The 24,643-nt window shown below is 44.1% G+C and carries 23 protein-coding genes and 1 tRNA gene; 18 read left to right on the top strand and 6 right to left on the bottom strand.

Annotated features, from left to right (window positions below; all coding sequences use genetic code 11):
- Positions 1-33 precede the first annotated feature (33 nt).
- From C7475_RS31245 to C7475_RS31230, 4 genes are all read left to right on the top strand, one after another.
- Positions 34-699 carry a heme exporter protein CcmB gene (locus C7475_RS31245; protein WP_110057369.1) on the top strand — a complete coding sequence of 222 codons (666 nt, stop codon included), beginning with the start codon at positions 34-36 and terminating at the stop codon, positions 697-699.
- 89 nt (positions 700-788) lie between these two features.
- Positions 789-1,451, top strand: coding sequence for a cytochrome c biogenesis protein CcsA (ccsA, locus tag C7475_RS31240; protein WP_110057368.1), 663 nt, complete (start codon positions 789-791; stop codon positions 1,449-1,451).
- Positions 1,448-1,699 (top strand): CcmD family protein, encoded by a 252-nt coding sequence (locus tag C7475_RS33615; RefSeq protein WP_370445447.1) that lies wholly within the window; start codon positions 1,448-1,450, stop codon positions 1,697-1,699. The genes ccsA and C7475_RS33615 overlap by 4 nt, the downstream gene beginning before the upstream one ends.
- A gap of 36 nt (positions 1,700-1,735) precedes the next feature.
- Complete coding sequence (locus C7475_RS31230; protein WP_110057367.1) at positions 1,736-3,154, top strand: Glu/Leu/Phe/Val dehydrogenase; 1,419 nt, start codon at positions 1,736-1,738, stop codon at positions 3,152-3,154.
- Positions 3,155-3,380: 226 nt separating this feature from the next.
- Here the strand turns inward: C7475_RS31230 and C7475_RS31225 are convergent, their stop codons facing one another.
- Positions 3,381-3,824 carry a type I restriction enzyme HsdR N-terminal domain-containing protein gene (locus C7475_RS31225; RefSeq protein ID WP_110057366.1) on the bottom strand — a complete coding sequence of 148 codons (444 nt, stop codon included), beginning with the start codon at positions 3,822-3,824 and terminating at the stop codon, positions 3,381-3,383.
- A 192-nt stretch (positions 3,825-4,016) separates the two neighbouring features.
- Here C7475_RS31225 and C7475_RS31220 point away from each other — a divergent pair, with 192 nt between their 5' ends.
- From C7475_RS31220 to C7475_RS31205, 4 genes are all read left to right on the top strand, one after another.
- On the top strand, positions 4,017-4,787 hold the full coding sequence (locus C7475_RS31220; protein ID WP_110057365.1) for an AMP nucleosidase: 771 nt from the start codon (positions 4,017-4,019) through the stop codon (positions 4,785-4,787).
- A 14-nt stretch (positions 4,788-4,801) separates the two neighbouring features.
- Positions 4,802-6,550 (top strand): ABC transporter ATP-binding protein, encoded by a 1,749-nt coding sequence (locus tag C7475_RS31215; RefSeq protein WP_110057364.1) that lies wholly within the window; start codon positions 4,802-4,804, stop codon positions 6,548-6,550.
- Between the two features lie 91 nt (positions 6,551-6,641).
- On the top strand, positions 6,642-7,691 hold the full coding sequence (gene queA / locus C7475_RS31210) for a tRNA preQ1(34) S-adenosylmethionine ribosyltransferase-isomerase QueA (protein ID WP_110057363.1): 1,050 nt from the start codon (positions 6,642-6,644) through the stop codon (positions 7,689-7,691).
- 70 nt (positions 7,692-7,761) lie between these two features.
- Entirely contained in the window at positions 7,762-8,445 is a 684-nt protein-coding gene (locus C7475_RS31205) for a 2-C-methyl-D-erythritol 4-phosphate cytidylyltransferase (protein ID WP_110057415.1), read from the top strand.
- Here the strand turns inward: C7475_RS31205 and C7475_RS31200 are convergent, their stop codons facing one another.
- Together C7475_RS31200 and radC are read right to left on the bottom strand one after the other, a co-directional pair.
- Entirely contained in the window at positions 8,446-9,429 is a 984-nt protein-coding gene (locus tag C7475_RS31200; protein WP_110057362.1) for a Gfo/Idh/MocA family protein, read from the bottom strand.
- A gap of 62 nt (positions 9,430-9,491) precedes the next feature.
- Entirely contained in the window at positions 9,492-10,202 is a 711-nt protein-coding gene (gene radC / locus C7475_RS31195) for a DNA repair protein RadC (RefSeq protein ID WP_110057361.1), read from the bottom strand.
- A 240-nt stretch (positions 10,203-10,442) separates the two neighbouring features.
- On the opposite strand from radC, the gene C7475_RS31190 reads away from it, so the two are divergent.
- The 4 genes from C7475_RS31190 to C7475_RS31175 all read left to right on the top strand — a co-directional run bounded on the left by C7475_RS31190 (position 10,443) and on the right by C7475_RS31175 (position 13,408).
- Positions 10,443-11,387, top strand: a complete 945-nt coding sequence (locus tag C7475_RS31190) for a ribose-phosphate pyrophosphokinase (protein ID WP_110057360.1) — start codon at positions 10,443-10,445, stop codon at positions 11,385-11,387.
- A 39-nt stretch (positions 11,388-11,426) separates the two neighbouring features.
- On the top strand, positions 11,427-12,008 hold the full coding sequence (locus C7475_RS31185; protein WP_110057359.1) for a 50S ribosomal protein L25/general stress protein Ctc: 582 nt from the start codon (positions 11,427-11,429) through the stop codon (positions 12,006-12,008).
- 149 nt (positions 12,009-12,157) lie between these two features.
- Positions 12,158-12,733 (top strand): aminoacyl-tRNA hydrolase, encoded by a 576-nt coding sequence (gene pth, locus C7475_RS31180; protein ID WP_110057358.1) that lies wholly within the window; start codon positions 12,158-12,160, stop codon positions 12,731-12,733.
- A 63-nt stretch (positions 12,734-12,796) separates the two neighbouring features.
- The gene (locus C7475_RS31175; RefSeq protein WP_110057357.1) at positions 12,797-13,408 is read left to right on the top strand and encodes a fumarylacetoacetate hydrolase family protein; all 612 of its coding nucleotides are present in this window, start codon (positions 12,797-12,799) and stop codon (positions 13,406-13,408) included.
- Between the two features lie 249 nt (positions 13,409-13,657).
- Here the strand turns inward: C7475_RS31175 and C7475_RS31170 are convergent, their stop codons facing one another.
- Positions 13,658-14,092, bottom strand: coding sequence for a MarR family winged helix-turn-helix transcriptional regulator (locus tag C7475_RS31170; RefSeq protein ID WP_110057356.1), 435 nt, complete (start codon positions 14,090-14,092; stop codon positions 13,658-13,660).
- A gap of 68 nt (positions 14,093-14,160) precedes the next feature.
- Here C7475_RS31170 and C7475_RS31165 point away from each other — a divergent pair, with 68 nt between their 5' ends.
- From C7475_RS31165 to C7475_RS31150, 4 genes are all read left to right on the top strand, one after another.
- A complete protein-coding gene (locus C7475_RS31165; protein ID WP_233260028.1) occupies positions 14,161-16,290 on the top strand; it encodes a thiamine pyrophosphate-dependent enzyme in 2,130 nt (709 codons plus the stop codon).
- A 92-nt stretch (positions 16,291-16,382) separates the two neighbouring features.
- Positions 16,383-16,456: transfer RNA gene (locus C7475_RS31160), tRNA-Met, on the top strand.
- A 91-nt stretch (positions 16,457-16,547) separates the two neighbouring features.
- Positions 16,548-17,201: a hypothetical protein gene (locus C7475_RS31155; protein ID WP_110057355.1), complete on the top strand. Its 654-nt coding sequence runs from the start codon at positions 16,548-16,550 to the stop codon at positions 17,199-17,201.
- A gap of 512 nt (positions 17,202-17,713) precedes the next feature.
- On the top strand, positions 17,714-18,253 hold the full coding sequence (locus C7475_RS31150; RefSeq protein ID WP_110057354.1) for a hypothetical protein: 540 nt from the start codon (positions 17,714-17,716) through the stop codon (positions 18,251-18,253).
- A 979-nt stretch (positions 18,254-19,232) separates the two neighbouring features.
- Here the strand turns inward: C7475_RS31150 and C7475_RS31145 are convergent.
- On the bottom strand, positions 19,233-19,466 hold the full coding sequence (locus C7475_RS31145; RefSeq protein WP_110057353.1) for a hypothetical protein: 234 nt from the start codon (positions 19,464-19,466) through the stop codon (positions 19,233-19,235).
- Between the two features lie 237 nt (positions 19,467-19,703).
- Positions 19,704-20,111 carry a very short patch repair endonuclease gene (locus C7475_RS33610; protein WP_110057352.1) on the bottom strand — a complete coding sequence of 136 codons (408 nt, stop codon included), beginning with the start codon at positions 20,109-20,111 and terminating at the stop codon, positions 19,704-19,706.
- A gap of 138 nt (positions 20,112-20,249) precedes the next feature.
- Between C7475_RS33610 and C7475_RS31135 the strand changes: the two genes are divergently transcribed.
- Positions 20,250-21,353, top strand: coding sequence for a DNA cytosine methyltransferase (locus tag C7475_RS31135; protein WP_110057351.1), 1,104 nt, complete (start codon positions 20,250-20,252; stop codon positions 21,351-21,353).
- Positions 21,289-24,216 (top strand): ATP-dependent DNA helicase, encoded by a 2,928-nt coding sequence (locus tag C7475_RS31130; protein WP_110057350.1) that lies wholly within the window; start codon positions 21,289-21,291, stop codon positions 24,214-24,216. The genes C7475_RS31135 and C7475_RS31130 overlap by 65 nt, the downstream gene beginning before the upstream one ends.
- The last annotated feature ends 427 nt before the right edge of the window (positions 24,217-24,643 follow it).

Raw genomic sequence — 24,643 nt, 5'->3', positions numbered from 1 at the left:
GAATATAAGTGATTCTCCTATCTTTGCGCCAACATGAAATCTAGTGGCTTCAAACAAACAATTACACTGGTAAAAAAGGACATCCTGCTTGAGTTACGGCAGAAATATGCCTTTTACGGGATCCTGTTATATATTATATCTACTGTATTTGTTATTAACCTGATGATAGACAAACCGGAAGAAAAGATCTGGAATGCGCTTTTCTGGGTGGTGCAGCTGTTCGTGGCGGTAAATGCCATTGCAAAGAGCTTCCTGCAGGAAAACCGGGGCCGTCTCCTGTACTTCTATTCCCTGGTACATCCCCGCAGTTTTATAGTAGCTAAACTGATCTATAATATCATCCTGATGTCGGTGATGACCTTGATCACGATGGGCTGCTGTATGATGTTCCTGGGTAACCCGGTTACCAGTTTCTGGTATTTTCTGGGGGTGATCCTGCTGGGGGGCATTAGCCTGTCACTGCTTTTTACCATGCTGGCGGCTATTGCAGCCCAGGCAAATCAGAATGCGGCATTAATGGCTATTATGGGCTTTCCTATTATGCTGCCCCTGCTCATGTTGCTGTCTAATATCGCTAAATCCTCCTTTATCACTGTATTTCAGCCCGGACTGCCCAAAATGTTCCTGATGCTGAGCAGTATGGATGTTCTGATCATCGCTCTTTCCCTGGTATTATTCCCTTTTTTATGGAAAGATTAACAACTGTGGAAAAGTAGCCGGAAACAGGTTACTGAATTTTGTGATTAGTGATAAAACGTGTAGGTTTGCCCCCAATATAGTTGGTTAAAATGGCAAAGCATTGGTGGAAAGCTCTAGCGGTATTGATCCTTGTTTATGTAATAATAGCAGGATTCACGATTGAAATACCGATTATCGGCACAAACGGTCAGTCTTCCCGCGGCCTCTTCTTTCACGTTCCTATGTGGATATGCATGTACACCATGTTCACTATCTCCGTAGTCAATTCTGTTCTTTATCTCGCTAAATACGATCTCCGTAAAGATGCATATGCCAGCGCTGCTGCCAGTGTAGGGGTGTTTTATGGTATTCTGGGATTCGCAACAGGTACCCTTTGGGCTACCTATACATGGGGAGGCTCTTTCACCCGCGATCCAAAACAGATGCTGACCGCCGTGGCGCTCATGATCTATATGGCATATCTTGTATTACGCCTGTCCATTCCGGACATCGATAAACGCGCCAGGATCTCTGCCGTGTTTAACGTTTTCGCATTCGCTTTGTTGATTCCCTTAACGTATATCATCCCGCGCATGGTCGATTCCCTTCATCCCGGAAGCGCCACTACGCCTGGATTCGCATCCAGTGACACCGACAACCATATGAAATGGGTATTGTACCCCGCTTTCCTGGGTTGGACCTTACTGAGTGTCTGGATCTATACCTTGCTTGTCCGGTACAAAAAACTAGAGCTAAAAAATATTTTTAAATGATCAACAAAGCGTTTTCTTTTTGCTGTACCTGTTTGCTGTTGCTAGTTTCACTTTTCGCTAACGCGCAGGAAAACCAGAATCAGAACACAGAGACAGGGCCTGTAAACGAATTTTTCCGTAGCAATGGCAAGATATATGTTATAGTAGGTGTGCTACTGATCATCTTTTTAGGCATCGTGATATTTTTGATAGCGCTCGACCGGAAGCTTACAAAGCTGGAACAAAGGGAAAATTTGCATAGCAAATAAGTCCAACTCTACATATTTATACCAAAACAATTGTCTATGGCGCAAGAGCAACATTATGACTTCTTTCAAAGCGTAGAAAGAAGTTTTGACAAAGCCGCAAAATTCACGAAATGGGAAAAAGGGATTCTTGAACAGATCAAGGCCTGTAACGCTGTGTACCGTATTAAATTCCCGGTACGCGTTGGAGACTCGATCGAAGTAATAGAAGCCTACCGCGTTCAACACTCTCACCACAAACTGCCTTGTAAAGGCGGTATCCGTTTCAGCGATGCCGTAAACCAGGATGAAGTAATGGCGTTAGCCGCCCTCATGACCTATAAATGTGCTATCGTGAACGTTCCGTTCGGTGGCGCTAAAGGAGGCATCAGGATCAATCCACGTAACTATTCCCCATTCCAGCTGGAAAACATTACCCGCCGTTACACAGCGGAACTGGTAAAAAAGAACTTTATCGGACCAGGCGTAGACGTTCCCGCTCCTGACTATGGTACAGGTGAAAGGGAAATGAGCTGGATCCTGGATACGTACATGAGTCTCCGTCCGGGCGAGATCGATGGTTACGGTTGTGTGACCGGTAAACCTGTATCGCAAGGTGGTGTACGTGGTCGTAAAGAAGCTACCGGTCTTGGTGTGTTCTTTGGCTTGCAGGAACTCTGTAACATCAAGGAAGACATGCAGCGTATCGGCCTTGAACCAGGTATCATCGGTAAGAAAGTGATCGTACAGGGTTTAGGTAACGTAGGTTACCATGCCGCTAAATATTTCCATGAAGCAGGTGCTATCATCGTAGGTCTGATCGAATGGGATGGAGCACTGTACAGCGAAAAAGGACTGGATCCGGATGCTGTACTGAAACACAGAAGTGAAACAGGTTCTATCGTTAACTTCCCGGGAGCCAAAACACTGGCAAAAAATGAGGAAGGCCTGGAGATGGATTGTGATATCCTGATCCCTGCTGCACTGGAAAACGTGATCCATAAGGATAACGCCCCGCGTATCAAGGCGAAGATTATAGGTGAAGGCGCTAACGGGCCTATTACACCAGAAGCAGATGAGATCCTGAACAAGAAAGGTGTGATCGTTGTACCGGATATGTTCCTTAACGCCGGTGGTGTGACCGTTTCTTACTTCGAATGGTTGAAAAACCTGAGCCATGTACGTTATGGCCGTTTGGGCAAACGCTTCGACGAGAATATGAATATTCACATCCTCGGTGTGATCGAAGACCTTACCGGAAAATCAGTATCAGAAAGAGAAAGGAAATTCATTGCACATGGTGCAGATGAAGTTGACCTGGTATATTCTGGTCTGGAAGAAACCATGCACGCAGCCCTGCATGAAGTGCGTACCATTATGGTAAATCATAAGGATATTCATGATATGCGTACTGCCGCTTACGTTTGTGCTATTGATAAAGTGGGGGCAGCCTACGATCAGTTAGGTATTTTCCCTTGATTTCATATCAATATAAAAGTTTACAAAAGAGGGTGTATCTTTATAAGGTACGCCCTCTTTCTATATTATATTCTCCCATTTAGCTCCTCTTTAAGTCCAACTCAAGTCCACCTCATCTCCACCTTAACTCCTGGTATACTTCGGGTATACAGTAGCCATGATACTGCTTTCAGGCAGATATACGCCATTGACGGGTGATGTAAAAATAAGCCATGTTAAAATAGCATTACAAATGAGGAGGTAGTTGAGTAATGAATTGCCATTGTTGTGCATCCACCATATGCTGGCAGCAGAAGGTGTTTACACCATTGGTTATAACCAGGTAGGCCGTGGGCAATACCATATGATAACGAACGATCTGTTCCAGGGTAGTCTGTGTCAGCGGAACGTCCATTTCCTTACATTCCACGATCATCCAGGGTTGCATGTCCCTGTTATAAACAACAATATCACAGCGTTTGCGGAGCTCTCCCAGGTATATTTCCTTCTCAATACCAATGAGGGAAGCGGGGTATTGCAGTGTATTTACCAGATAATTAAGGAAGTTCTGTCGCACCCATTCCTCCGGTGTCAGTACCACATACTTTTTACGGAAACGGTCGAAAATGAGCGTTTTGTCCTTCTCCTGTACAATTTTGAAGTCCGGCTTGGGAAATTCAATAGCGATCATTCCGCAAAGATAGCGGATAGATTCCCGTGCTGAAAGCCCCCGTCCAGCATATCTCCGGGATATATTCTATAACCTATAGGCACGCTACGCCGTTATTACAGGCATATAGGTTATAGGACGTAACAGCGTCTTAACACCGTAGTGACGCAGGTAGATCGGAGATTTTTCCGTATATTCGTTTGCCAAAAGGCTATGAAGACAAAAGAAGAAATTGTCGCTAACTGGCTCCCTCGCTACACGGGAGAAAAGCTGGAGAACTTCGGCTCCCACATCCTCCTGACCAACTTTAGTAACTACCTCACTTACTTTGCAGAATGGCATAACACCGAAATTATCGGCAGCGGAAAACCTATGCAATGTGCCACTGCCGATGACATCACTATCATCAATTTTGGGATGGGAAGTCCTTCCGCAGCAACGGTGATGGACCTGCTTAGCGCTATCCATCCTAAAGCAGTGTTGTTCCTGGGTAAATGTGGAGGATTGAAAAAGAAAAATAACATCGGCGACCTGATATTACCTATTGCGGCTATTCGTGGTGAAGGTACATCTAACGACTACTTTCCACCGGAAGTACCTGCACTGCCGTCGTTCGCACTGCAAAAAGTACTCTCCACCACCATTCGTGAATATGGTTGCGACTACTGGACAGGTACCTGCTACAGTACTAACCGCAGGGTATGGGAACATGATGTTGAGTTTAAACGCTATCTTGAGAAGATAAGAGCAATGGCCATCGATATGGAAACTGCCACTATCTTTTCCGTTGGTTTTTCTAATAAGATCCCTACCGGTGCATTATTGCTGGTGTCCGATCAGCCGATGATCCCTGAAGGTGTAAAAACAGAGGAAAGCGACAGGAAAGTGACCACCGAATATGTAGAGAGACATATCCGGATCGGTATCGACTCTCTGAAAAACCTGATTAACAGTCACCAGACAGTAAAGCACCTGCGGTTCTAGACCGTTTTCTCAATATGCAGCAACCATTATTATCCATCCGGAATCTGGAGGTTTCTTTTGACGGTACAAAAGCTGTCAACGATATTTCACTGGACATTATGCCGGGTGAGATTGTCGGTATTGTGGGTGAATCCGGTTCCGGAAAATCTGTTACCGCATTATCGCTCATGCGCCTGTTGCAAAGCCCTGGTAAAATAACTGGCGGCAGTCTGCAATACCAGCTGCGTGGCAGTAAGGTGCCGGTACAGGACATCGTCAGTTTATCCGAACCTGAAATGCGTTCCTGGCGTGGTAATGAGATCGCCATGATCTTCCAGGAACCGATGACGTCCCTGAACCCGCTGCACAAATGCGGTCAGCAGGTAACGGAGTCCCTGCTGTTGCACAAAAAAATGAACAAGGAAGAGGCCAGGTTGCAAACACTGGCTTTGTTTAAACAGGTGCGGTTGCCGGATCCGGAACTGTTGATGGAAAGATATCCTCATCAGCTGTCCGGCGGCCAAAAGCAGCGGGTCATGATCGCCATGGCCATAAGTTGCCAGCCTCGTTTACTGATAGCTGACGAGCCGACTACAGCACTGGACGTAACCGTTCAGAAAACCATCCTGGAATTGCTGAAAGAGCTGCAACGTCAAACAGGTATGAGTGTGATCTTTATTACGCACGACCTGGGCGTTATTGCCGAAATAGCAGACAGGGTAGCGGTCATGTATAAGGGCCGTATTGTGGAAGAAGGTACTGTTCAGCAATTGTTCACCCGTCCGCAACATCCCTATACCAGGGGCTTGCTGGCTTGCCGGCCACCGCTCGACAAACGCCTGTTCAGGCTTCCCGTAACGCGGGATTTTATGGAAGTGGACCTGCAAGGCAATATTGTGGAAAAGGCACAGGAAATAAAAACATTCGTCCATAGTCTGGAAATCCCCGCCGATATTATCAACAACAGAGAACAACAATTATCCCAACGTCCGGCGCTGCTGGAGGTAAAGGACCTGCATACCTGGTTCCCGGCCAGGAAGAATTTTTTCGGGAAAGTACTTTCGTGGACTAAAGCAGTGAACGGTGTCAGCTTTGATGTGAGGGAGGGAGAAACGATGGGACTGGTGGGAGAGTCAGGTTGTGGCAAAACCACCCTGGGAAGGACTTTATTGCGGTTAGTTGAGCCTACATCCGGGAGCATTCTTTACAAAGGGAGGGACATTACGAGTTTGCCGGCAGCCGAGCTGCGGGACCTGCGTAAAGACATCCAGATCATCTTCCAGGACCCTTATTCTTCTCTCAATCCCCGTTTAACAATAGGACAGGCCATCCAGGAACCGATGACAGTGCACGGTTTGTATGGCAATGAGGCCGGCCGGCGGGAGCGGGTGAAAGAGCTGCTGGAAAAAGTAAATCTGCTACCGGAGCATTATCATCGTTATCCACATGAGTTTTCCGGCGGACAGCGGCAGCGTATTGTAATAGCCAGGGCGCTGGCGCTGGATCCTTCATTTATCATCTGTGATGAATCGGTAGCTGCGTTGGATGTCAGCATCCAGGCACAGGTGCTCAATCTGCTGATGCAGTTAAGAGAAGAATTCGGATTTACAAGTATCTTTATTTCACATGATCTGTCCGTAGTACGTTTTGTCAGCGACCGGATGATGGTAATGAACAAAGGCCGGATCGAAGAAGCAGGTCGGGCAGTAGAAGTCTATGAAAATCCGCAGAGTGCATATACAAAGCAGTTAATTAATTCCATACCTAAAAATATTTATGCGTAAGTTTGTGAACTGCAATCTTACCATAATCAATTTTGATAGATTGTATAATAATCAATACCTTTGCAGCCTTTAAATTTATTCATACCGTAATATGAAACTATCACAGTTTAGATTCGATCTGCCTTTAAATCTGATTGCACAGCACCCTTCCAAGACAAGAGATGAAGCACGTTTGATGGTGGTAAACCGAGCCACCGGAAAGATAGAACACAAAGTTTTTCGTGATATTATCAACTACTTCAATGATAAGGATGTAATGGTGGTGAACAACACCAAAGTATTTCCTGCGCGTCTTTATGGACGTAAAGAGAAGACTGGTGCAAAGATTGAAGTTTTCCTGCTGCGTGAGCTGAACAAGCAGAACCGTTTGTGGGATGTAATCGTAGATCCTGCCCGTAAGATCAGGGTGGGTAACAAGTTATACTTTGGCGATGATGAATCGCTGGTAGCAGAGGTAATTGATAACACCACGTCCCGTGGCCGTACGATCCGTTTCCTGTTCGAAGGTAATGATGATGAGTTCAAGCAGGTGCTCGACACCCTGGGTGAAACGCCACTGCCTAAATACATTAAACGTAAGCCGGAAGATGAGGACAAGGAACGTTATCAGACAGTGTACGCTAAATATGAAGGCGCCGTAGCAGCTCCGACTGCTGGTCTGCATTTTAGCCGTGAACTGATCAAACGTCTGGAGATCAAAGGCGTGAAATTCGCAGAAGTAACACTGCACACCGGTTTAGGTACATTCCGTCCTATCGAGGTAGAAGACTTGAGCAAACACAAAATGGATGCAGAGTATTTCAACATCGACGAGTATGCTGTTAAGATTGTCAACAAAGCGAAGGAAGATAACCGCAAGGTTTGCGCTATCGGTACTACAACCGTAAGGGCAGTTGAATCTTCCGTAACCGCACAGAACCTGCTGAAAGCAGCAGAAGGTTGGACGAACACATTCATTCATCCACCTTACGATTTCTCTATTCCAAATGCACTGGTTACAAACTTCCACCTGCCTAAAACAAGCCTCCTGATCATGGTATGCGCATTCGCAGGATATGATCTGGTGATGGAAGCCTACCAGCAGGCGATTAAAGAAAAATACCGTTTCTTCAGCTATGGCGACGCCATGCTGATCATATAAGCGTAAAAGAATTATTGAAAAGGTCCTGTCTCGTATCATGCGGGACAGGACTATTCATGTAAGGCCATTTATGGAACAACGTAATAAGATAGCGATCATAGTAGCCGGCGGTTCAGGCTCCCGTATGGGAAGCACAATACCCAAACAGTTCCTGGAGCTGTCGGGAAAGCCTGTATTATGGCATACGGTGAACGCATTTGCAAGTGCTTTCAATGATATGCAGATCGTACTGGTATTGCCGGAAGTACATTTCGGATATGTTGAACCCTGGTTGCATGAGTTTAACGGAAACGGTCAGATCACCCTGATAAAGGGAGGGGAGACACGTTTTCATTCTGTGAAGAATGGTTTGCAGGAAGTTAAAACGCCTTCAGTCGTGTTTGTACACGATGGTGTGCGTCCGCTGATCAGTACTTCGCTGATCCGTACCTGTTATGAAACGGCTTTGACAAAAGGAAGCGCTATTCCTGTCATCGATATGAAAGATAGCGTACGGCAGGTGGAAGGAGAAGAGAATAAAGCGGTAAACCGCGAACAGTTCAAGATTATACAGACCCCTCAAACGTTTTTGTCGGAGTGGCTATTGCCTGCATTTGACCTGCCTTATGATCCGTTATTTACGGATGAAGCGACAGTAGTTGAGCGGCAGGGACATCGCGTACACCTGGTACCCGGTGAAGAAGCCAATATAAAGATCACGCGCCCGCTTGATCTGACAATTGCCAGCGCATTATTGAAAGAAAAGGATTTATAATTATTGAGCTACGTCTGAAGACAGGCTCTTGTTAATTTTTGACAGGATCTGGTGGGCAACTTCCATTGCCTGTAATCCGTCTATTGCATTAACAGGAACCGGTTTATTCAGGAGGATACTATCACGGAACAGTTCCAGTTCCATGCGGATAGCGTTCACCTGTTTGATCTCCGGATTATCGATAGCGATGGTTTTTTTACCGGAATTGGTATCAATGTCCAGGGTAAACAGTCCTTCATCTTCCGGAGTTTTCAGTTTGATGATCTCCGTCTTTTTGTCGAGGAAGTCGATCCCGATATAGGCGTCTTTCTGAAAGAGGCGCATTTTGCGCATTTTCTTCAGAGAGATGCGGCTGGAGGTCAGGTTAGCAACGCAGCCATTATGGAACTCTATCCTTACGTTCGCAATGTCGGGAGTATCGCTCATGACAGCAACGCCGCTGGCAGAGATACGATTGACGGTGGATTGTACGATGCTCAGAATGATATCAATGTCATGGATCATCAGGTCGAGGATCACACTTACATCTGTACCGCGGGGATTGAATTCAGCCAGGCGATGCACTTCAATGAACATGGGTTTCAGTTCATGTCCTTTGAGGGCAAGGAAGGCTGGATTAAAGCGTTCTACATGGCCTACCTGGAATTTGATGTTGGCTTCTTCCACCAGCTTCACCAGTGTTTTGGCCTCTTCCATTGTATTGGTCATCGGCTTTTCCACAAAGATGTGTTTACCATTTCGGATAGCCTGTTCACATAATTTGAAGTGTTGTGTAGTAGGAGCGATGATGTCTATCGCGTCTGATGCTTGTATCAATTCTTCCGCGGAGGCGAATCTCGGAATCTGGTACTGTTGAGCTACACTATCGGCATTTGCATTACCTGGATCAAAAAAACCGACTATTTCTACGTCTTTCATAGTGGCCCATTGGGATAGATGTATCTTGCCCAGGTGCCCCACACCGAAGATTCCTATTTTGAGCATGTTACTATTTGATAATAAAATAATTGCGAATGTAAGGAAAAAGAGATGATTATATACAAAAGTTATATAATGAAACGCTCTTCTACCATACTGCAATAACCGGCCTCAGAAACTATGATATGGTCTAGCATTGTCATATTCAGCAAATGGCCGGCCTGCTGGATTTGTTTTGTGATGGCGATATCCGCTTTGCTGGGACGTAAATTGCCGGATGGATGGTTGTGACAGAGTAAAATTTGTGTGGCACCCAGGTGTAATGCGCCCTGGTAAATGAGTCTGACATCTACAATTGTACCGGTTACCCCGCCTATGCTAAGGCAGCGATGTTGTATTACACGGCTGGCGTTGTTGAGGTAAAGCACGTGGAATGACTCATGATTGGAATCAGCTAATATTGGCTTAAAATAAAGTGCTGCTTCGGCGCCGCTGCGGATGGTCTTTTTAACGTGCATGTAACCGGCCTGCCTGCGCCGTGCAAGCTCCATAGAGGCAACGATAGTACAAGCCTTTGCAATGCCGATGCCTGGTATTTCTTTTAGCTGCTGAATATTCAGCTTGCCCATTTCGCTGAGATTATTGGAAGAGGCCCGTAATACTTCCTGGGCAAGGTCAAGGGCAGATTTCTGACCGTGGCCATTATTGAGCAGGATAGCCAATAATTCAGCATTGCTTAAAGCGGCAGAGCCCTTATTGATCAGTTTTTCCCGTGGCTGGTCATCGACAGCCCAATGTTTGATCGGAACGTGGTTTTGTGGATTAACTATCACTGTCATTTTGCTAAAAATATTAGCAAATATATTCCTTCCTCCCGAATTTTTTCACTTCCCCCCAATTTTAATTTAAATTACATATCCAATAAGGAACTCAGCGCAGTCTGTGAATGTAATATCTTGTAAATAACCGCATTATCTATTGATGAAATAGTCGAATCGTTTACTGTCAGGCATAATGCCTAAAAAAATCAGAATACGTACTTCAAAAAGCATAGTTTTGCAACCTCTTTCTTATAATCCATGCAACCATCAGTAAAAATTTTCACAGGGAACAGTAATACAGCTCTTGCAGAAAAAATTGCAAAGCGTTACGGTAACGGTCTTGGTAAGCTGACCATTCAGAAGTTCAGCGATGGCGAGTTCCAGCCAATTTATATGGAAAGTATCCGTGGCGATTATGTTTTCCTGGTACAAAGCACCAATGCTCCTTCCGACAATCTCATGGAGTTATTGATGATGATCGATGCAGCTAAAAGAGCATCCGCAGGTTACATAACCGCTGTGATACCATATTTTGGTTTCGCCAGGCAGGACAGAAAGGACAAACCCAGGGTGGCCATCGCCTCCAAGCTGGTAGCTAATCTGTTAACTTCTGCAGGTGCCAATAGGGTGATAACCATGGACTTACATGCTCCGCAGATCCAGGGTTTCTTCGATATCCCGGTGGACCACCTGGACAGTTCCGCAATTTTCATCCCCTACATTGAGAATTTAAAGCTGGAAAATCTTACCTTTGCGTCCCCTGACGTGGGTAGCACTAACAGGGTAAGGGAGGTAGCGGCCTATTTCAATGCTGAAATGGTGATCTGCGACAAGCACCGTAAACGTGCGAATGAGATCGCTTCCATGGTGGTGATAGGTGATGTAAGGGACAGGGATATTGTTTTGATAGATGACATCTGCGACACGGCAGGTACATTGACAAAGGCGGCTAACCTGTTAAAAGAGAAAGGAGCAAGAAGTGTACGGGCGTTTTGTACACACCCTGTGTTGAGTGGTAAGGCTTTCGAGAATATCGAAAACTCAGTGTTGGAAGAATTGGTGATCTGTGATACGATGCCGCTGAAACAGCAGAGTTCAAAGATCAAGGTGATCAGTGTAGCCGACCTCTTCGCAGTAGCTATCCGGAATATGCACGAAAACAGGTCTATTACAAACCTGTTCGTTCATAGTCACAGGAGGTAAGAACAAGCATTATTTATAACAACCATAAATGTTTAATCAATGAAATCGATAACAATCGAAGGACAACTCAGGAGCGAATTTGGCAAAAAAGCCACCCGCCAGGTACGTTCTGAGGGACAAGTGCCTTGTGTTATTTACGGGGGTGCGGAAACCGTAAACTTTTCAGCTCCGGCTACATCTTTCAAGAACCTGATCTACACTCCTGATTTTCAGCTGGCTGAAATCAAATTGGGTGCTAAGACTTACAGATGTGTATTGAAAGACAAACAGTTTGACACTGTTACAGACGAACTGGCACACATCGACTTCCTGGAACTGGTAGAAGATAAACCAGTTGCTGTTACCCTGCCAATCAGAATTACCGGTCAGTCCGAAGGTGTTAAAGCCGGTGGTAAACTGGTAGTAAAGATCAAGGCGCTGAAGGTAAAGGCACTGCCTAAACACCTGCGTGAGAATATCGAAGTAAACATCGACAAACTGGAACTGAACGGTAACATCCGTGTAGAAGACGTTGTTGCTGAGAACATCGAGATCCTGAACTCTCCGCGTATTCCTATCGCTTCCGTAGTAATGACCCGTCAGCTGCGTCAGGAAGAAGCTCAGGACGCTAAAAAGAAATAGTTTCTTCAGAATATTTTGCAAAAAGTCCCGTTCCGGCTCGTCCAGGACGGGACTTTTTCTATTTTTGCCCTGCATTACGTATTGCTGCCCTTCGTATGTATTTACAGGGTAGGGCGTGATACAGGCTCTGGTTTTAAAATTGTAATCCGATGAAGTACCTGATAGTAGGATTAGGTAATATAGGTACAGAATACGAACATACACGCCATAACATAGGGTTCGACATTGCAGATGCTTTTGTAGAAAAGCACGGCGGCTCTTATCGGGCTGACCGGCTGGCTGATGTGGCTGAAGTGAAATGGAAAGGCCGCACTTTTGTGGTCATCAAACCCACCACTTACATGAACCTGAGTGGTAAGGCTGTAAAGTACTGGATGGACAAGGAAAAAGTTCCACTGGAAAATATACTGGTATTAGTAGATGATCTGGCACTACCATTGGAAGTAATACGTCTCCGTGCAGGCGGCAGTGATGCTGGCCAGAACGGACTGAAAAGTATTCAGGAATTACTGGGTACTAATCAATATCCACGTTTGCGCTTTGGTATTGGAAATAACTTTCCCAAAGGCAGGCAGGTAGAGTTTGTGTTGGGCAAGTGGAACAACGAAGAATGGGCTGTTGTGATGGCAAAGTTGGGGAAATGTGTGGAAGTGATCGAGAGTTTTGCCGCAGTTGGATTGCCACGTACCATGAATATCTTTAATACCTTGGTCTATCCTTATTAGTAATAAATTTACGCAATCAGATATGATCCGTTCATTTAACCTTAAAACCAAGAAACACCTGTCATGAAAATTATTTGTGTCGGAAGAAATTACGCTGATCATGCAAAGGAACTGAAAAACGAGGTGCCAACTGAACCAGTGATTTTCATGAAGCCGAAGAATGCATTGTTGCAGAACAACCATCCGTTTTATTATCCTGAATTTACCGACAATCTTCACTATGAATGTGAGTTGGTATTACGTATCAGTAAAAACGGTAAACATATCCAGGAGAAATTTGCCGACAAGTATTATGACCAGATAGGCATCGGTATTGATTTTACGGCCCGCGACCTGCAGGATAAACAAAAGCAGAAAGGGTTACCATGGGAAATAGCAAAGGCTTTTGACAACTCTGCAGTGGTAGGACAGTTTATCCCCATTACACCGGAGCTGGACAAGAAAGATATCAATTTCTGCCTCTATAAGAACAAGGAACTGATGCAGCAGGGCAATACAAAAGATCTGTTGTTCTCTTTTGATTTCCTGATCGCCTACATCTCTAAATTCTTCACCCTGAATATCGGCGACCTGGTATTCACTGGTACGCCCGCAGGTGTGGGCCCAGTTGAGATAGGGGACACACTGGAAGCATTTATTGAAAACGACAGTCTGCTGGAGTTTATGATAAAATAATTACGGACATCTATATTGAACGCTTAACGCAACAGGTAACATCCTGCGTTAAGCGTTTTTTTATTTTATACAGGCAACGGTTTCCCTGCCGCATGATGCAGTACAGTATATAAGCTGGCAGAACTACTATCCGGGGAATGTAATCAGAGAATTAAGAAGCTGGCAGATAGTTTACGTCGATGACAGATTTGCGAATAGTTACTTCATGGTCAGGACCTGCGGGTAGTCTTCAATTCAAAGTGATAGCTCTCAGGGGATATTATTATAGATCACATCAAGTATCCTGGTCAGTTCGGAATAGTCTTCTTCAGTTAATCCCGTCCATCCCGTTTTTCGCATGTCCAATACCAGGGGTCTTACCTCTTTATATTTTTCATGGCCTTTAGTGGTCAGCTGAAGGAATACCTTACGGCGGTCTTGCGGGGAGCCTTCCCTGACAACAAGTTCCTTTTTAACCAGCAATTCAATAATACGGGAAACAGTGGTAATATCTTTTGAAGTCAATCTGGCAAGCTCATTGTGTGTAATTTTCTTGTGCTTGTGAAGGTTTTCAATAAGTAACCACTGGTCTACGGTAATATCTTTTTTATGGGCGTCAAAGGTTTTTTGCCAGTAATTCCGTATCCTTTTTAAGGTAGCGTCCAACTTAAAAAAAGACGGATTGCTTACAAAAGTATCAGTCATATTTGTTAATTTGCAATAGCAATAGTTGTAGTAGCAACTAAATAGTCTAACCACCAAAACAATCTTACGTGTTTAAAGATAGTATAAGTGTACCAACTTTAAAAGCTGCTGTTCCCGGTAAGGAGCGGTCTTCCGGCAAGCAGGTAACACTATTAAAGGCATACCGCTTCATGCGTCAGGCTGCTGAGATGGCGGCCACCTACGAAGCTAACCGCAATATCTGTAAATATGTACATTCTACTTCCCGCGGTCATGAAGCTATTCAGATAGCAGCCGGTATGCAACTGAAGCCCTGGGATTATGCCAGTCCTTATTACAGGGATGACAGCATGCTGCTGGCCATGGGATTCACGCCTTATGAACTGATGCTGCAATTGTTGGCTAAAAGAGATGATACCGCTTCCGGCGGACGCTCTTATTACAGTCACCCGAGCAGCCTGGACGAAGAGAAGCCGGTCATTCCGCATCAGAGCAGTGCTACCGGCATGCAGGTGATCCCTGCCACTGGCATGGCGCAAGGTGTCCGGTATCTGGAAAAAATAGGCGCTGCTTCTTTGAGAACAGGCCCGAACGGGGAAGCGCCCGTAGTGCTTTGTTCCCTCGGCGATGGCAGCGTAACGGAAGGAGAAGTGAGTGAGGCCTGGCAGAGTGCTGTATTATGGGAACTACCCATTATATACCTTGTACAGGACAATGAATGGGGTATTTCAGCCAGTTCTGCCGAAACCCGGGTAATGGACGCTTATGAGTATGCGGCCGGCTTTAAGGGCATGGAACGCATGCGTGTAGATGGTAGCAATTTCGAGGAGTGTTTCAATGCAATGGGAGCGGCTATCAGTTATGTACGGCAGGAACGCAAGCCGATCCTTGTACATGCCTGTGTGCCTTTGTTAGGACATCATACCTCTGGCGTGCGGAAGGAATGGTACCGCACGGAAGAAGATCTGGCGCTGCATGCCGAAAAAGATCCAATACCACTGTTACGTCAGCGGTTACTGGAGATAGGAGTATTGGAGAAAGATCTGTCAGGAATAGAGTCAGACACCCCAAAATATATCAGTCTCGAATTCGACCGGGCAAAAGAAGCATTTGAACCTGCTGCATCTTCAGTAGGAGATCATGTTTTTGCTCCGGCAGCTGTTACCACTGAAAAAGGTAACAGGTTCCCATCCAACGGTAATAAGGTCATGATGGTAGATGCCGCCCTGCACGCGGTAGAGGAGATCCTTCAACAGTTCCCCGAAGCTATCTTTTTTGGTCAGGACGTAGGTCGCAGGCTCGGAGGCGTATTCCGGGAAGCAGCTACGCTGGCAGAAAAGTTTGGCGATAACCGGGTGTACAACACTGCCATCCAGGAAGCCTATATCGTTGGTTCGACCGCCGGCCTTTCAGCTGTGGGTGTTAAGCCCATAGTAGAGATCCAGTTTGCTGACTACATTTATCCCGGCTTCAACCAGCTGGTGACCGAGATCTCCAAATCCTGTTACCTGAGTAATGGAAAGTTCCCCGTGCAGACACTCGTACGCGTCCCTATTGGCGCATACGGTGGTGGTGGTCCTTACCATTCCGGTAGCGTGGAATCCACCCTGCTCACCATCAAAGGCATCAAAGTAGTATATCCTTCTAATGCCGCTGACATGAAAGGCTTGATGAAGGCAGCCTTCCTTGATCCCAATCCCGTAGTGATGCTCGAGCACAAAGGTCTTTACTGGAGTAAAGTGCCAGGCACTCAGGCCGCTATTACCGTAGAACCGGACGCGGACTATGTGATACCGCTAGGCAAAGGAAGGATCGTTCAACAAGCCCATCCCCGTGATGTGAAAAAAGGAGATACGCTCTGCATTATTACTTACGGTATGGGCGTATACTGGGCACAAGCCGCAGCCGCAAATTTTCCAGGTCAGGTAGAGATCATCGATATGCGTACACTGTTTCCGCTTGATGAAGAATTGATCTTTACAACTGTTAAGAAACATGGTAAAGTGCTTGTCTTAACAGAAGAGCAATTGAACAATTCATTTGCTGAAGCACTGGCAGGCCGTATTCAACGTACATGTTTTAAATCGCTCGATGCCCCGGTGTTTACACTGGGAGCGCTGGATCTGCCGGCAGTTCCGATCAATACAATCTTGGAAAATGCGATGTTACCAAATCCTGAAAAGGTAGCCGCAGCAATGAAAGAATTGTTGTCTTATTAAATATTATAAACTTTTTAAGGGTAGCTCTTGTCTTTTAGGAAAAGAGCCATTATCTTTGCACTCCCGTTTTGGACGAGTGGAACGGTGGAATTGGCGAGGTAGCTCAGGTGGTTAGAGCGCAGGATTCATAACCCTGAGGTCTCGGGTTCAACTCCCGATCTCGCTACACTGGTAAAAAGGCTTAGAAATTGTTTCTAAGCCTTTTTTGCTGTATAGCCCAATTTAGAATTATCTGCTTATTTACTTACAACCTCACTATGAAAACACTATACCTTTCGTTACTCCTCTTGGTACTATTCTCTGCTTGCAAAGAAACTGCAACAAATGCCCAACAACAAACATCTCACAAAGTTATAAGTCCTGCCGACAGGGCTGTTTATAAAAGTATGATGACTAATGAATTTTGTGATTGTTTTTCAGAACAAAACATGAACAAGAAACCTTCGGTAGCAATAGATACCTGTTTTAAAATCATTGCTGAAAAATTCGCTGATGAGCTTAAGGACATGGGGGTGGATACTTCATTATCACCCGTGGAAAGCCATCTGATTGATAATATAAACATATTTGCCTGTGGTAATGCAATTCATCTTATGGAAGAAGAAAAAATAGCTGAAGAGGCAAAATTATTGCTTGTCAAAGGTCAGTTTATTTCACAAAAAAAACTATCAACTGGTGAGTATGAGGTAGTACTTCGTGAGGACAAAACCGGGAAACAAAGGGTCTTGAAAAGTAAAAACCTGTTTAACGAAGAACTAGTTAAAGACAAGTCACTTGGATATGAGTTGACAGTTGAATATAAAATTGTGAAGAACAAAAAGACTGGGAAAGATGAACAATATGTTAAAGATGCGAGTGAGGGAGGATTGATTTCAGTAACAGGTCCTGTTGAATTTGAAGTTGAAAAATAGCCGCATTCGAAGTTTAATATCTCAGGATGGTTGTTAGATAATTTACCCGTTCCGGCTACACTTTTGAAAAGGCTTTCAGGTATACGCTTGGAAGCCTTTTTACATTCTTTACATTAGAATGCATCACACTTATAACGGATCAAGTTGAAAACCCTGGGATTTGCGTGTTCAGCGTAAATTTCAGAACGCCCAAACAAGATAAATTCTATCCCGTTACCCCTTGCATCGCAGTCCTGAACCGGATGGTTTTGACAATCCTGCAATTTTCCCACATCAGAATAATAGACTCCCCAACTATAGTTAATCCTTATACAGTGCTCGAATACGTTATCTATCGGCTTCATATAAGCTTACTAAAAGATTACCAAAAGGATATTTAAAGGGCATTTATATATCAAATCGATATTGAAGTGACCTTTAAATGACCTTTTAACGACATTTTAGTATAGTTATACGTACCTTTGAGAACAGATATAGTAACGTTGTAATTATAACCTCAAAACGACCTTTTTATGGCCATTGTTAAAGACAATATCCTCATGCAACTGGTGCGGGGTACCCTCGGCAAACAGATCACGATCTATGAAAGGAACGGGCAGATCATTATGGCGAAGAAACGCGGCCCTTCAAAGAAAAAGCCTACACAAAAGCAGCTGGAAGCCAGGCATAAGATGACCATTGCTTCGATGCGTGCGCAGATAATGCTGGAAGATCCGCAGATAAAGGCTTATTATCAGTCGCTGGCAGGGCCGGGGCAAAATGCTTATAATATAGCAGTGAAGGATGCTTACCGCAGTCCTGAAGTCCAAAATATAAGATTGGAAGGCGATGAGGTTGTAGTGACTGCCCAAAACGAGTTTAGGGTAGCAGAAGTGGAGGTAAGGGTAATAAACGCCGACGGTGTTATTACCGAGCGTGGACGTGCATTTTCGGGCCGGAACGGGATTGATTGGCATTATAAGATCACCGCGCTGCCTGCAGGCGGTAAAGTCATTGTGATAGTAAGAAGTTTGCCGGGGAATCCAACTATAAGGGAATTGCTGCTTACATAAAAAACGGCTTCACGGTTTATGAATGGTTTCTTTCAGGTTAAGGAACATTCTCAAATATGCTTTAATTTACCAGCCTGGCATGGATTATTTTGATATGTATTGTTCCGCGTTAAAAGTGGATATGCGTCGCCGTGACCTGATCACACGAAACCCCAGGTTTTCAACTTGATCTCAGATAAGCACCTACGGAACGAATTCATTTATCTTGGTGGTTAGATATTGGTGATTTTTCGCGTTGTAATAAATCCTCCCGGAAATAGCTTCATTTGCAAACATCTTTTGTTTTTCCAAATCGCTGAAATTCCACGCCAGCCGCAATTATTGTAACTTTTCCAAAGAATTTTTAATCAGTTTCTCAAGGTTAGATATAGTCGGTGCAATGGCCTTCAGTTCTTTCTGAATTTGCTGCATTTGCTGGTTTAAATGGTCGGTTGTCAGATCATAGGTTTCTTTATCAATATCCACCGGACCATTGACGAATTTTCAGTTCCTTTGACTTCTTTTCAAATGATGCCGGTTGCTTTTTAATTCTTCATCATTATTCTGGCTATTCCCATTATATAATGATTAAACAGTTTTATAAGCTGCAAGGAGACAAGTGGCGCGATGGCATATTCGGGACGGAATAACTGTCAAGATAACCCCGAAACAGATCATTAGCTCCTTTGCGTAGCGCAAAACGTGATATGATAGAGTTTTACACAGCCCCTTTGCATTTCTGGCAACGATAATAATGCAAGTTTCTTTTCTTGATACGGTAACCGACCATGTCCCTTGCAATCGTTACATTTCAGCAGATGGGTAAGGGGCGCATTTGTTTTTCTTTGTTATGCTGACAACCCGCCATGTCGCAGTCAAGAATGCGCTGGATTTTGATAAAATCCTCCTGACGGACAATGGCAGGTCTGTGCCTTGGACTAGTGCTTCGATCATTTTATTAATCAAGATGCAGCAGTAAAACGGGTGCGCCAAATCTTGCTCAATTTCTGGTGATCTTCAGGCCGCGGGCTTCCAGTTTGGCAAGGATCTGCGCATCATTATAGAGACAGGATAATCTCCATTGCCATGCCTCTTTCAGCAATTTTCCATCTTTATTGATCTTAATGCGTTGTGTAAGGCTCAAGAATTTTTCATTACGAACACGCAGCCCGTAATGATGATACCCTACCAGGCAAGCGCCAAAGCGTTTCCCGTCCTTTAAATGCGCCTGCATAAAAGAAATGATGATTTCTTTACGTCCCAGATTTTGCTTGTATGCGTGATACAGGCTTTAATAGATGGCAGCTTTCCCAAGTTCTGTTCTAGTTGATGGGCCTGTGCATATCTAAATCAAGTTGACACCAAGTTCCTCTACCAGCTTATTGACAAGGCCAATAGCGGAACCGCCAGAGCGGCTGTCCTGAAAACGATATGGTTGTTAGGAGTCTTTAGGCTGCTCTTTTTCATGACTTTACATTAAGAATTCAACTACTTTATGAACTAACAATTCAGGATTTTTTAACTCACACTGCCAAATGATAAGGCTTTCCCATCCCATTACTAACAACTGAGACTGAACAAGCTTATCACGCCGAACATTTTTTTCGAATTTTTCATTCCAAAAACCGATATTTGTTTTAGGGCTAGTAGCGTATTTGCATTCTGGGTGCCGGTGCCAGAAACAACCGTGAATAAAGACAATCTTTTTCCGACTCCTGAATACTATGTCTGGTTTCCCCGGTAAACTAGTGTCATGAAGCCTGTAACGATATCCCAACCCATGAAGCATTCGCCGCACAGTTAGCTCTGGCTGGGTCTCTTTGGACCTGACAGCGGCCATATTCTCGCTGCGTCGTTTAGGTGTCAGGTGATCTGTCATTATCTATTGTATTGTTGATATCATTATTAATAATAGACTTAAATTATTAAATAGAGAGAAATTCTCAGTTTATGTTGAAAAGAGTTTTCTTTTCCATCAACAATATGAGATTTTATCTCATCATTGGAATTATTTTTTATGCAGGGACAACAAATGCTTGCCATTGATTTATTTTCAGGTTGTGGGGGATTGAGTATTGGTTTAGAAAAAGCCAAATTTAACATCATTGCCGCGGTTGAAAATGAAAAACTGGCTGCAAAGGTATACCGCCTTAATCACAAAAATACGCACCTACTGGAAAAGGACATACGTTCCGTTGACCCGAAAGAACTGATGCAGACCCTTGGTTTAAAAGAGGGGGATTTGGATTTACTTGCAGGCTGTCCCCCATGTCAGGGATTTTCAACGTTGCGTACTAAAAACGGTTCAAAAAAAATCGACGAACCGATGAACGATTTACTTTTTGAATTTATAAAGTTTGTTGACGCCTTTAAACCCAAGTGCATAATGATGGAAAATGTTCCTGGTTTGGCAAAAGATAAACGTATAAAAACTTTTGAAAACCATTTAAAAGGAAAAGGGTATCAAACCAAATATGATGTCTTTGACGCCGCGGATTTTGGTGTTCCACAACATAGAAAAAGAACCGTGTTTATTGCGGCTCTTACCGGCACCCCAATTTTTGCAAAAAAAACGAATAGAAAAACAACAGTAAAAGACGCTATCGGCAAATTGCACCGGCCGGGTTTAGGAAAGGACCCTCTACATGACTATGAAGAAACCCGATCCAGTAAAGTAATTAAAATGATTGCACATATACCACAAAATGGAGGTAGCAGGTCGCAACTGCCGAAAGAATTGGTTTTAGCGTGTCATACAAAAACAGATGGATTCAAGGATGTGTATGGAAGAATGCATTGGGAAAAGCCTGCTCCCACAATGACAGGGGGATGTATTAATCCATCCAAAGGAAGATTTCTTCATCCAGAACAAAATAGAGCCATTACTTTACGGGAAGCCTCGCTCATTCAAGGATTTCCTAAAAACTATAAGTTTGATATAAATTGCGGCAAATATCCCGTTGCACAACTCATAGGTAACGCATTTCCACCCGCATTCGCAAAAGCTCATGCGATAAATTTAGCAAAACTGATAACTTCAAAGAGAAATAACCACAATGACCTCAGTACAAAAGATACTATCAAACGAACTAAACGGCGAGCAGCTAAAGGCCGCCGTTGAAACAGCTGGCGAAGTCCTTACGCTTGCCTGTGCCGGATCGGGTAAATCTAGGACACTTGCTTATCGCATAGCATGGCTTTTGGCTGAACAGAAAGCTAAACCAGAAGGGATCGTTGCATTTACCTTTACAGAAAAGGCGGCGGATTCTATCAAACTACGCGTAGCTGGTGCATTGCAGAAATGTGGAATTGATCCAAATGTTTTGGGCCGTATGTATATCGGCACGATCCATTCATATTGCCAACATCTCCTCGGACAAATTGATGCACGGTATAGACAATTTGAAGTTTTAGATGACAACCGACTAAAACTTTATTTAATCAGTAGATATCCTCAACTTGGCTGTCATAAAGTGAGAGACGCTAAAGGCGCTCGGTATTTCCAGGCTATAGATGAACTAAGTCATGCTTGGTCGGTACACAATGAGGAGATGCTTTCCATCAATGATATAAAAATACATGATCCCATTATTGGGGAATTTCTGGAAGTGCTAAAGGCCGCTTTGGATAGGGACGGCTTTATGGATTTCTCCTCTATGCAAAGAATTGTAGTGGATCGCCTTGAAGCCGGTTCTCTTAACGCGCTCAGTGCCATATCAGATCTTGAACACCTGCTTGTTGATGAATATCAAGATATAAACCCGGTTCAAGATAGGCTCATTTCCAAATTGAGAGAAAGCAGCAAAACCTTGTTCGTTGTGGGAGATGACGATCAATCAATTTATGGCTTCAGGGGAGCTGACGTTACGAGAATACTTACATTTGGCACCCGTTATCCGAATGCCGCATCCCATACTTTAAATGTGAATTATAGGAGTACCGAAGCAATAGTATCCTCCGCCAACGCGTTCGCCTGTCAAGAGCTTGGAGCAACCCGTTTATCAAAAGCTCCTACTGCACTAACCAAAACAGGCACACGTGACTATAGAGTACTATGGTTCGATGAACGTCCGGACGAAACTGAATGGGTAGTTTCGAAAATAAATGAGTTATTAGGAACAGAATATCATGAAAGCGACGGTCAAGGCGGTGTTAAAGTTCGTGGACTTACACCGGCTGACTTCGCCATACTTATGTATTCAACAGGTGGTGATGAACAAGACGGAACCAGTCGGCACACGGCTTTCACAAATCTTCTTGAGCAAGCCGGTATTCCATATACACTAGAATCTGGCGGCGGCATCTTTAGACAACCACATGTTCTTGCTTTAAAGGAAAGCTTCCTTCTACTTCGGGATGGAAATCCGGATAGAACAATGGCAAAAGTGTGTTTTGACCAATTTGTCCTACCTGCATATCCCATTGCAGATTTCCAAAAATTCGCCAAAACACTTAATGATTGGGGACATAAGGTACATGGCCCTACAGAAGCTAGCCGGCGAAGGGTCTTCCCACAAAATTTGGTTTACGACCTTCTGGATGCCTTCAATCTTAAGACACTGAGTCTGAGTGATGTAACAATGCTTGGAATAGGCGTTTTCAGTCGTATAATACAAGATGTTGAAGCGGTCTTCGTCAGTGTAGATTCCCAGCGTCGGTTTACAGAAATTCTGAATTTTCTCGAAAACGTTGCGGAAAGCGGATACGAGGCTTCTACATATGAGATCGTACTCAGACCCGATGCAGTTACAGTTTCGACTGTTCATAAAATGAAGGGGCTGGAATTTCCCGTCGTTTTTGTTGTTGATGTGGAGAAGGGAAGATTTCCCGGTAATCGTGGCTCCTACAATGGATGGCTGCCTCATGCTCTATTGAACGGTTCGATTGGTAAAGGAGCGTATTGCAATACTCCTGAACAATATGCCCGTTTGTTTTATACAGCAATCACACGATCAGAGAGATATTTATATGTGACCGGCTCCAAGTTGCTTCCTGGTGGACGGCAGACCAAAAAAGAATACTATACACTGCGATTAAATCACAATGAAATTTCCAGAGATACAAATGGTTCTATCACCAACCTTAAAAAGTGCCAACCGGAACGCCGGCTCGATGAAAGTAATCTACCAACTAGCTATTCGGATGTAAAATATTATCTCAACTGCCCTAAAAACTATCAATTTCGCAAAGCATATGGTTTCAGCCCTCCTATCACTGAAATGTTTGGCTTTGGGATGAGTGTCCATGCTGCTGTAGGGAAATTGCATGAAGTTTACAGGGGATCAGCGCCTGCAGAGCAACAGGCTCAAGACATAGCGAAAGATCTTTTTCATTTAAAGCATGTCTATCCAAGCAAGGACCCGATAAGTTCTCCAGGCCCCTATGAACGGGCGAAAAACAGAGCTGCTGAAGTTGTCGGAAACTATGCCAAAAATTTCGCCAGTGACTTTGAGTCTAAGCGCCAGGTTGAAGCTAGGTTTGAAATTCCACTGAAAGATGCAGTAATATCTGGTGCTATCGATTTAATGATTGAACAAAATACGAAAGGAGAAATTGTTGATGCATGCGTTGTTGATTTTAAGACGATAGAAGGTGGAGAAGATCCGCATACAAACGATAAACTAGACTGGGAAAACCTCTCTTTACAAGTTCAGCTTTATGCTCGGGCTGCAAAGGATGTTTTAGGGAAAATCGCGAAGGCAGGATATGTTCATTTGCTTAAAGACGGTAAACGTATCGCCATTCCTGTGAATGACATGGCACTCGATGCCGCCATTAAAAACTTGGAATGGGCTGCAAGAGGCATTATTAATGAAGATTTTCCTATGCGACCGCATCCTCAAAAATGCGAAACATGCGATTTTAATAAAATATGTTCTAAAACCCCTCAAAATTTTAAAACAAGAACTCAACCGCCTCCATTGCATATACCCGAAGGGGGCCCAATGATGGTTGGCGCGTTCAATCTTTATAAAAGTAATTAAGGCAAAGGTCATCTCCCAAGCGGAATTTTGGCATTACATTTTATTTATACTATATGTAGTATTGTATGAAAATCTATGGTGCCAAAATGAGGTTCATTGAAATCACTAAACGCATTAAGTCTTCATATAACATCTTGCTAAATAATCTGCCACCCCATGCTACCATAAAAAGGCTTTCGGCAATCCTGAAAGCCTTTTTATGATTTAAGTCTCAAAGAATTAAACTGTCAGCCTTTCTTTTCAGCCATAACTTTATTTCTAAATCAAAAATCGCCCTCTTCTAACTCAATTTCTCCTACTTTGTATCCTAATTCTTTTGTTGAAATTGCTTTTGTGTATTCCGGAGATGCTGACCAGCGGAACGGTATCTTGACCACCGACAAAACTTAATTCCTGCCGAAGGCAGGCCTTCCATACTTTTTGTGGA

The sequence above is a fragment of the Chitinophaga sp. S165 genome (genome assembly GCF_003182155.1).
Classification (GTDB): domain Bacteria; phylum Bacteroidota; class Bacteroidia; order Chitinophagales; family Chitinophagaceae; genus Chitinophaga.
This window is presented reverse-complemented; position numbering and strand designations above follow the sequence as displayed.

Excerpts from the sequence above, each read along its gene's own strand:
- C7475_RS31175 (WP_110057357.1), top strand. The coding sequence starts at position 12,797 with ATGAAAATTATTTGTGTCGGAAGAAATTACGCTGATCATGCAAAGGAA.
- C7475_RS31220 (WP_110057365.1), top strand. The coding sequence starts at position 4,017 with ATGAAGACAAAAGAAGAAATTGTCGCTAACTGGCTCCCTCGCTACACG.
- C7475_RS31145 (WP_110057353.1), bottom strand. The coding sequence starts at position 19,466 with ATGCAGGCGCATTTAAAGGACGGGAAACGCTTTGGCGCTTGCCTGGTA.
- C7475_RS31185 (WP_110057359.1), top strand. The coding sequence starts at position 11,427 with ATGAAATCGATAACAATCGAAGGACAACTCAGGAGCGAATTTGGCAAA.
- C7475_RS31130 (WP_110057350.1), top strand. The coding sequence starts at position 21,289 with ATGACCTCAGTACAAAAGATACTATCAAACGAACTAAACGGCGAGCAG.
- C7475_RS31230 (WP_110057367.1), top strand. The coding sequence starts at position 1,736 with ATGGCGCAAGAGCAACATTATGACTTCTTTCAAAGCGTAGAAAGAAGT.
- C7475_RS31215 (WP_110057364.1), top strand. The coding sequence starts at position 4,802 with ATGCAGCAACCATTATTATCCATCCGGAATCTGGAGGTTTCTTTTGAC.
- C7475_RS31200 (WP_110057362.1), bottom strand. The coding sequence starts at position 9,429 with ATGCTCAAAATAGGAATCTTCGGTGTGGGGCACCTGGGCAAGATACAT.
- queA (WP_110057363.1), top strand. The coding sequence starts at position 6,642 with ATGAAACTATCACAGTTTAGATTCGATCTGCCTTTAAATCTGATTGCA.
- C7475_RS33610 (WP_110057352.1), bottom strand. The coding sequence starts at position 20,111 with ATGACAGATCACCTGACACCTAAACGACGCAGCGAGAATATGGCCGCT.
- C7475_RS31150 (WP_110057354.1), top strand. The coding sequence starts at position 17,714 with ATGGCCATTGTTAAAGACAATATCCTCATGCAACTGGTGCGGGGTACC.
- pth (WP_110057358.1), top strand. The coding sequence starts at position 12,158 with ATGAAGTACCTGATAGTAGGATTAGGTAATATAGGTACAGAATACGAA.
- C7475_RS31205 (WP_110057415.1), top strand. The coding sequence starts at position 7,762 with ATGGAACAACGTAATAAGATAGCGATCATAGTAGCCGGCGGTTCAGGC.
- C7475_RS31135 (WP_110057351.1), top strand. The coding sequence starts at position 20,250 with ATGCAGGGACAACAAATGCTTGCCATTGATTTATTTTCAGGTTGTGGG.
- radC (WP_110057361.1), bottom strand. The coding sequence starts at position 10,202 with ATGACAGTGATAGTTAATCCACAAAACCACGTTCCGATCAAACATTGG.
- C7475_RS31155 (WP_110057355.1), top strand. The coding sequence starts at position 16,548 with ATGAAAACACTATACCTTTCGTTACTCCTCTTGGTACTATTCTCTGCT.
- C7475_RS31170 (WP_110057356.1), bottom strand. The coding sequence starts at position 14,092 with ATGACTGATACTTTTGTAAGCAATCCGTCTTTTTTTAAGTTGGACGCT.
- C7475_RS31190 (WP_110057360.1), top strand. The coding sequence starts at position 10,443 with ATGCAACCATCAGTAAAAATTTTCACAGGGAACAGTAATACAGCTCTT.
- ccsA (WP_110057368.1), top strand. The coding sequence starts at position 789 with ATGGCAAAGCATTGGTGGAAAGCTCTAGCGGTATTGATCCTTGTTTAT.
- C7475_RS31225 (WP_110057366.1), bottom strand. The coding sequence starts at position 3,824 with ATGATCGCTATTGAATTTCCCAAGCCGGACTTCAAAATTGTACAGGAG.
- C7475_RS33615 (WP_370445447.1), top strand. The coding sequence starts at position 1,448 with ATGATCAACAAAGCGTTTTCTTTTTGCTGTACCTGTTTGCTGTTGCTA.
- C7475_RS31245 (WP_110057369.1), top strand. The coding sequence starts at position 34 with ATGAAATCTAGTGGCTTCAAACAAACAATTACACTGGTAAAAAAGGAC.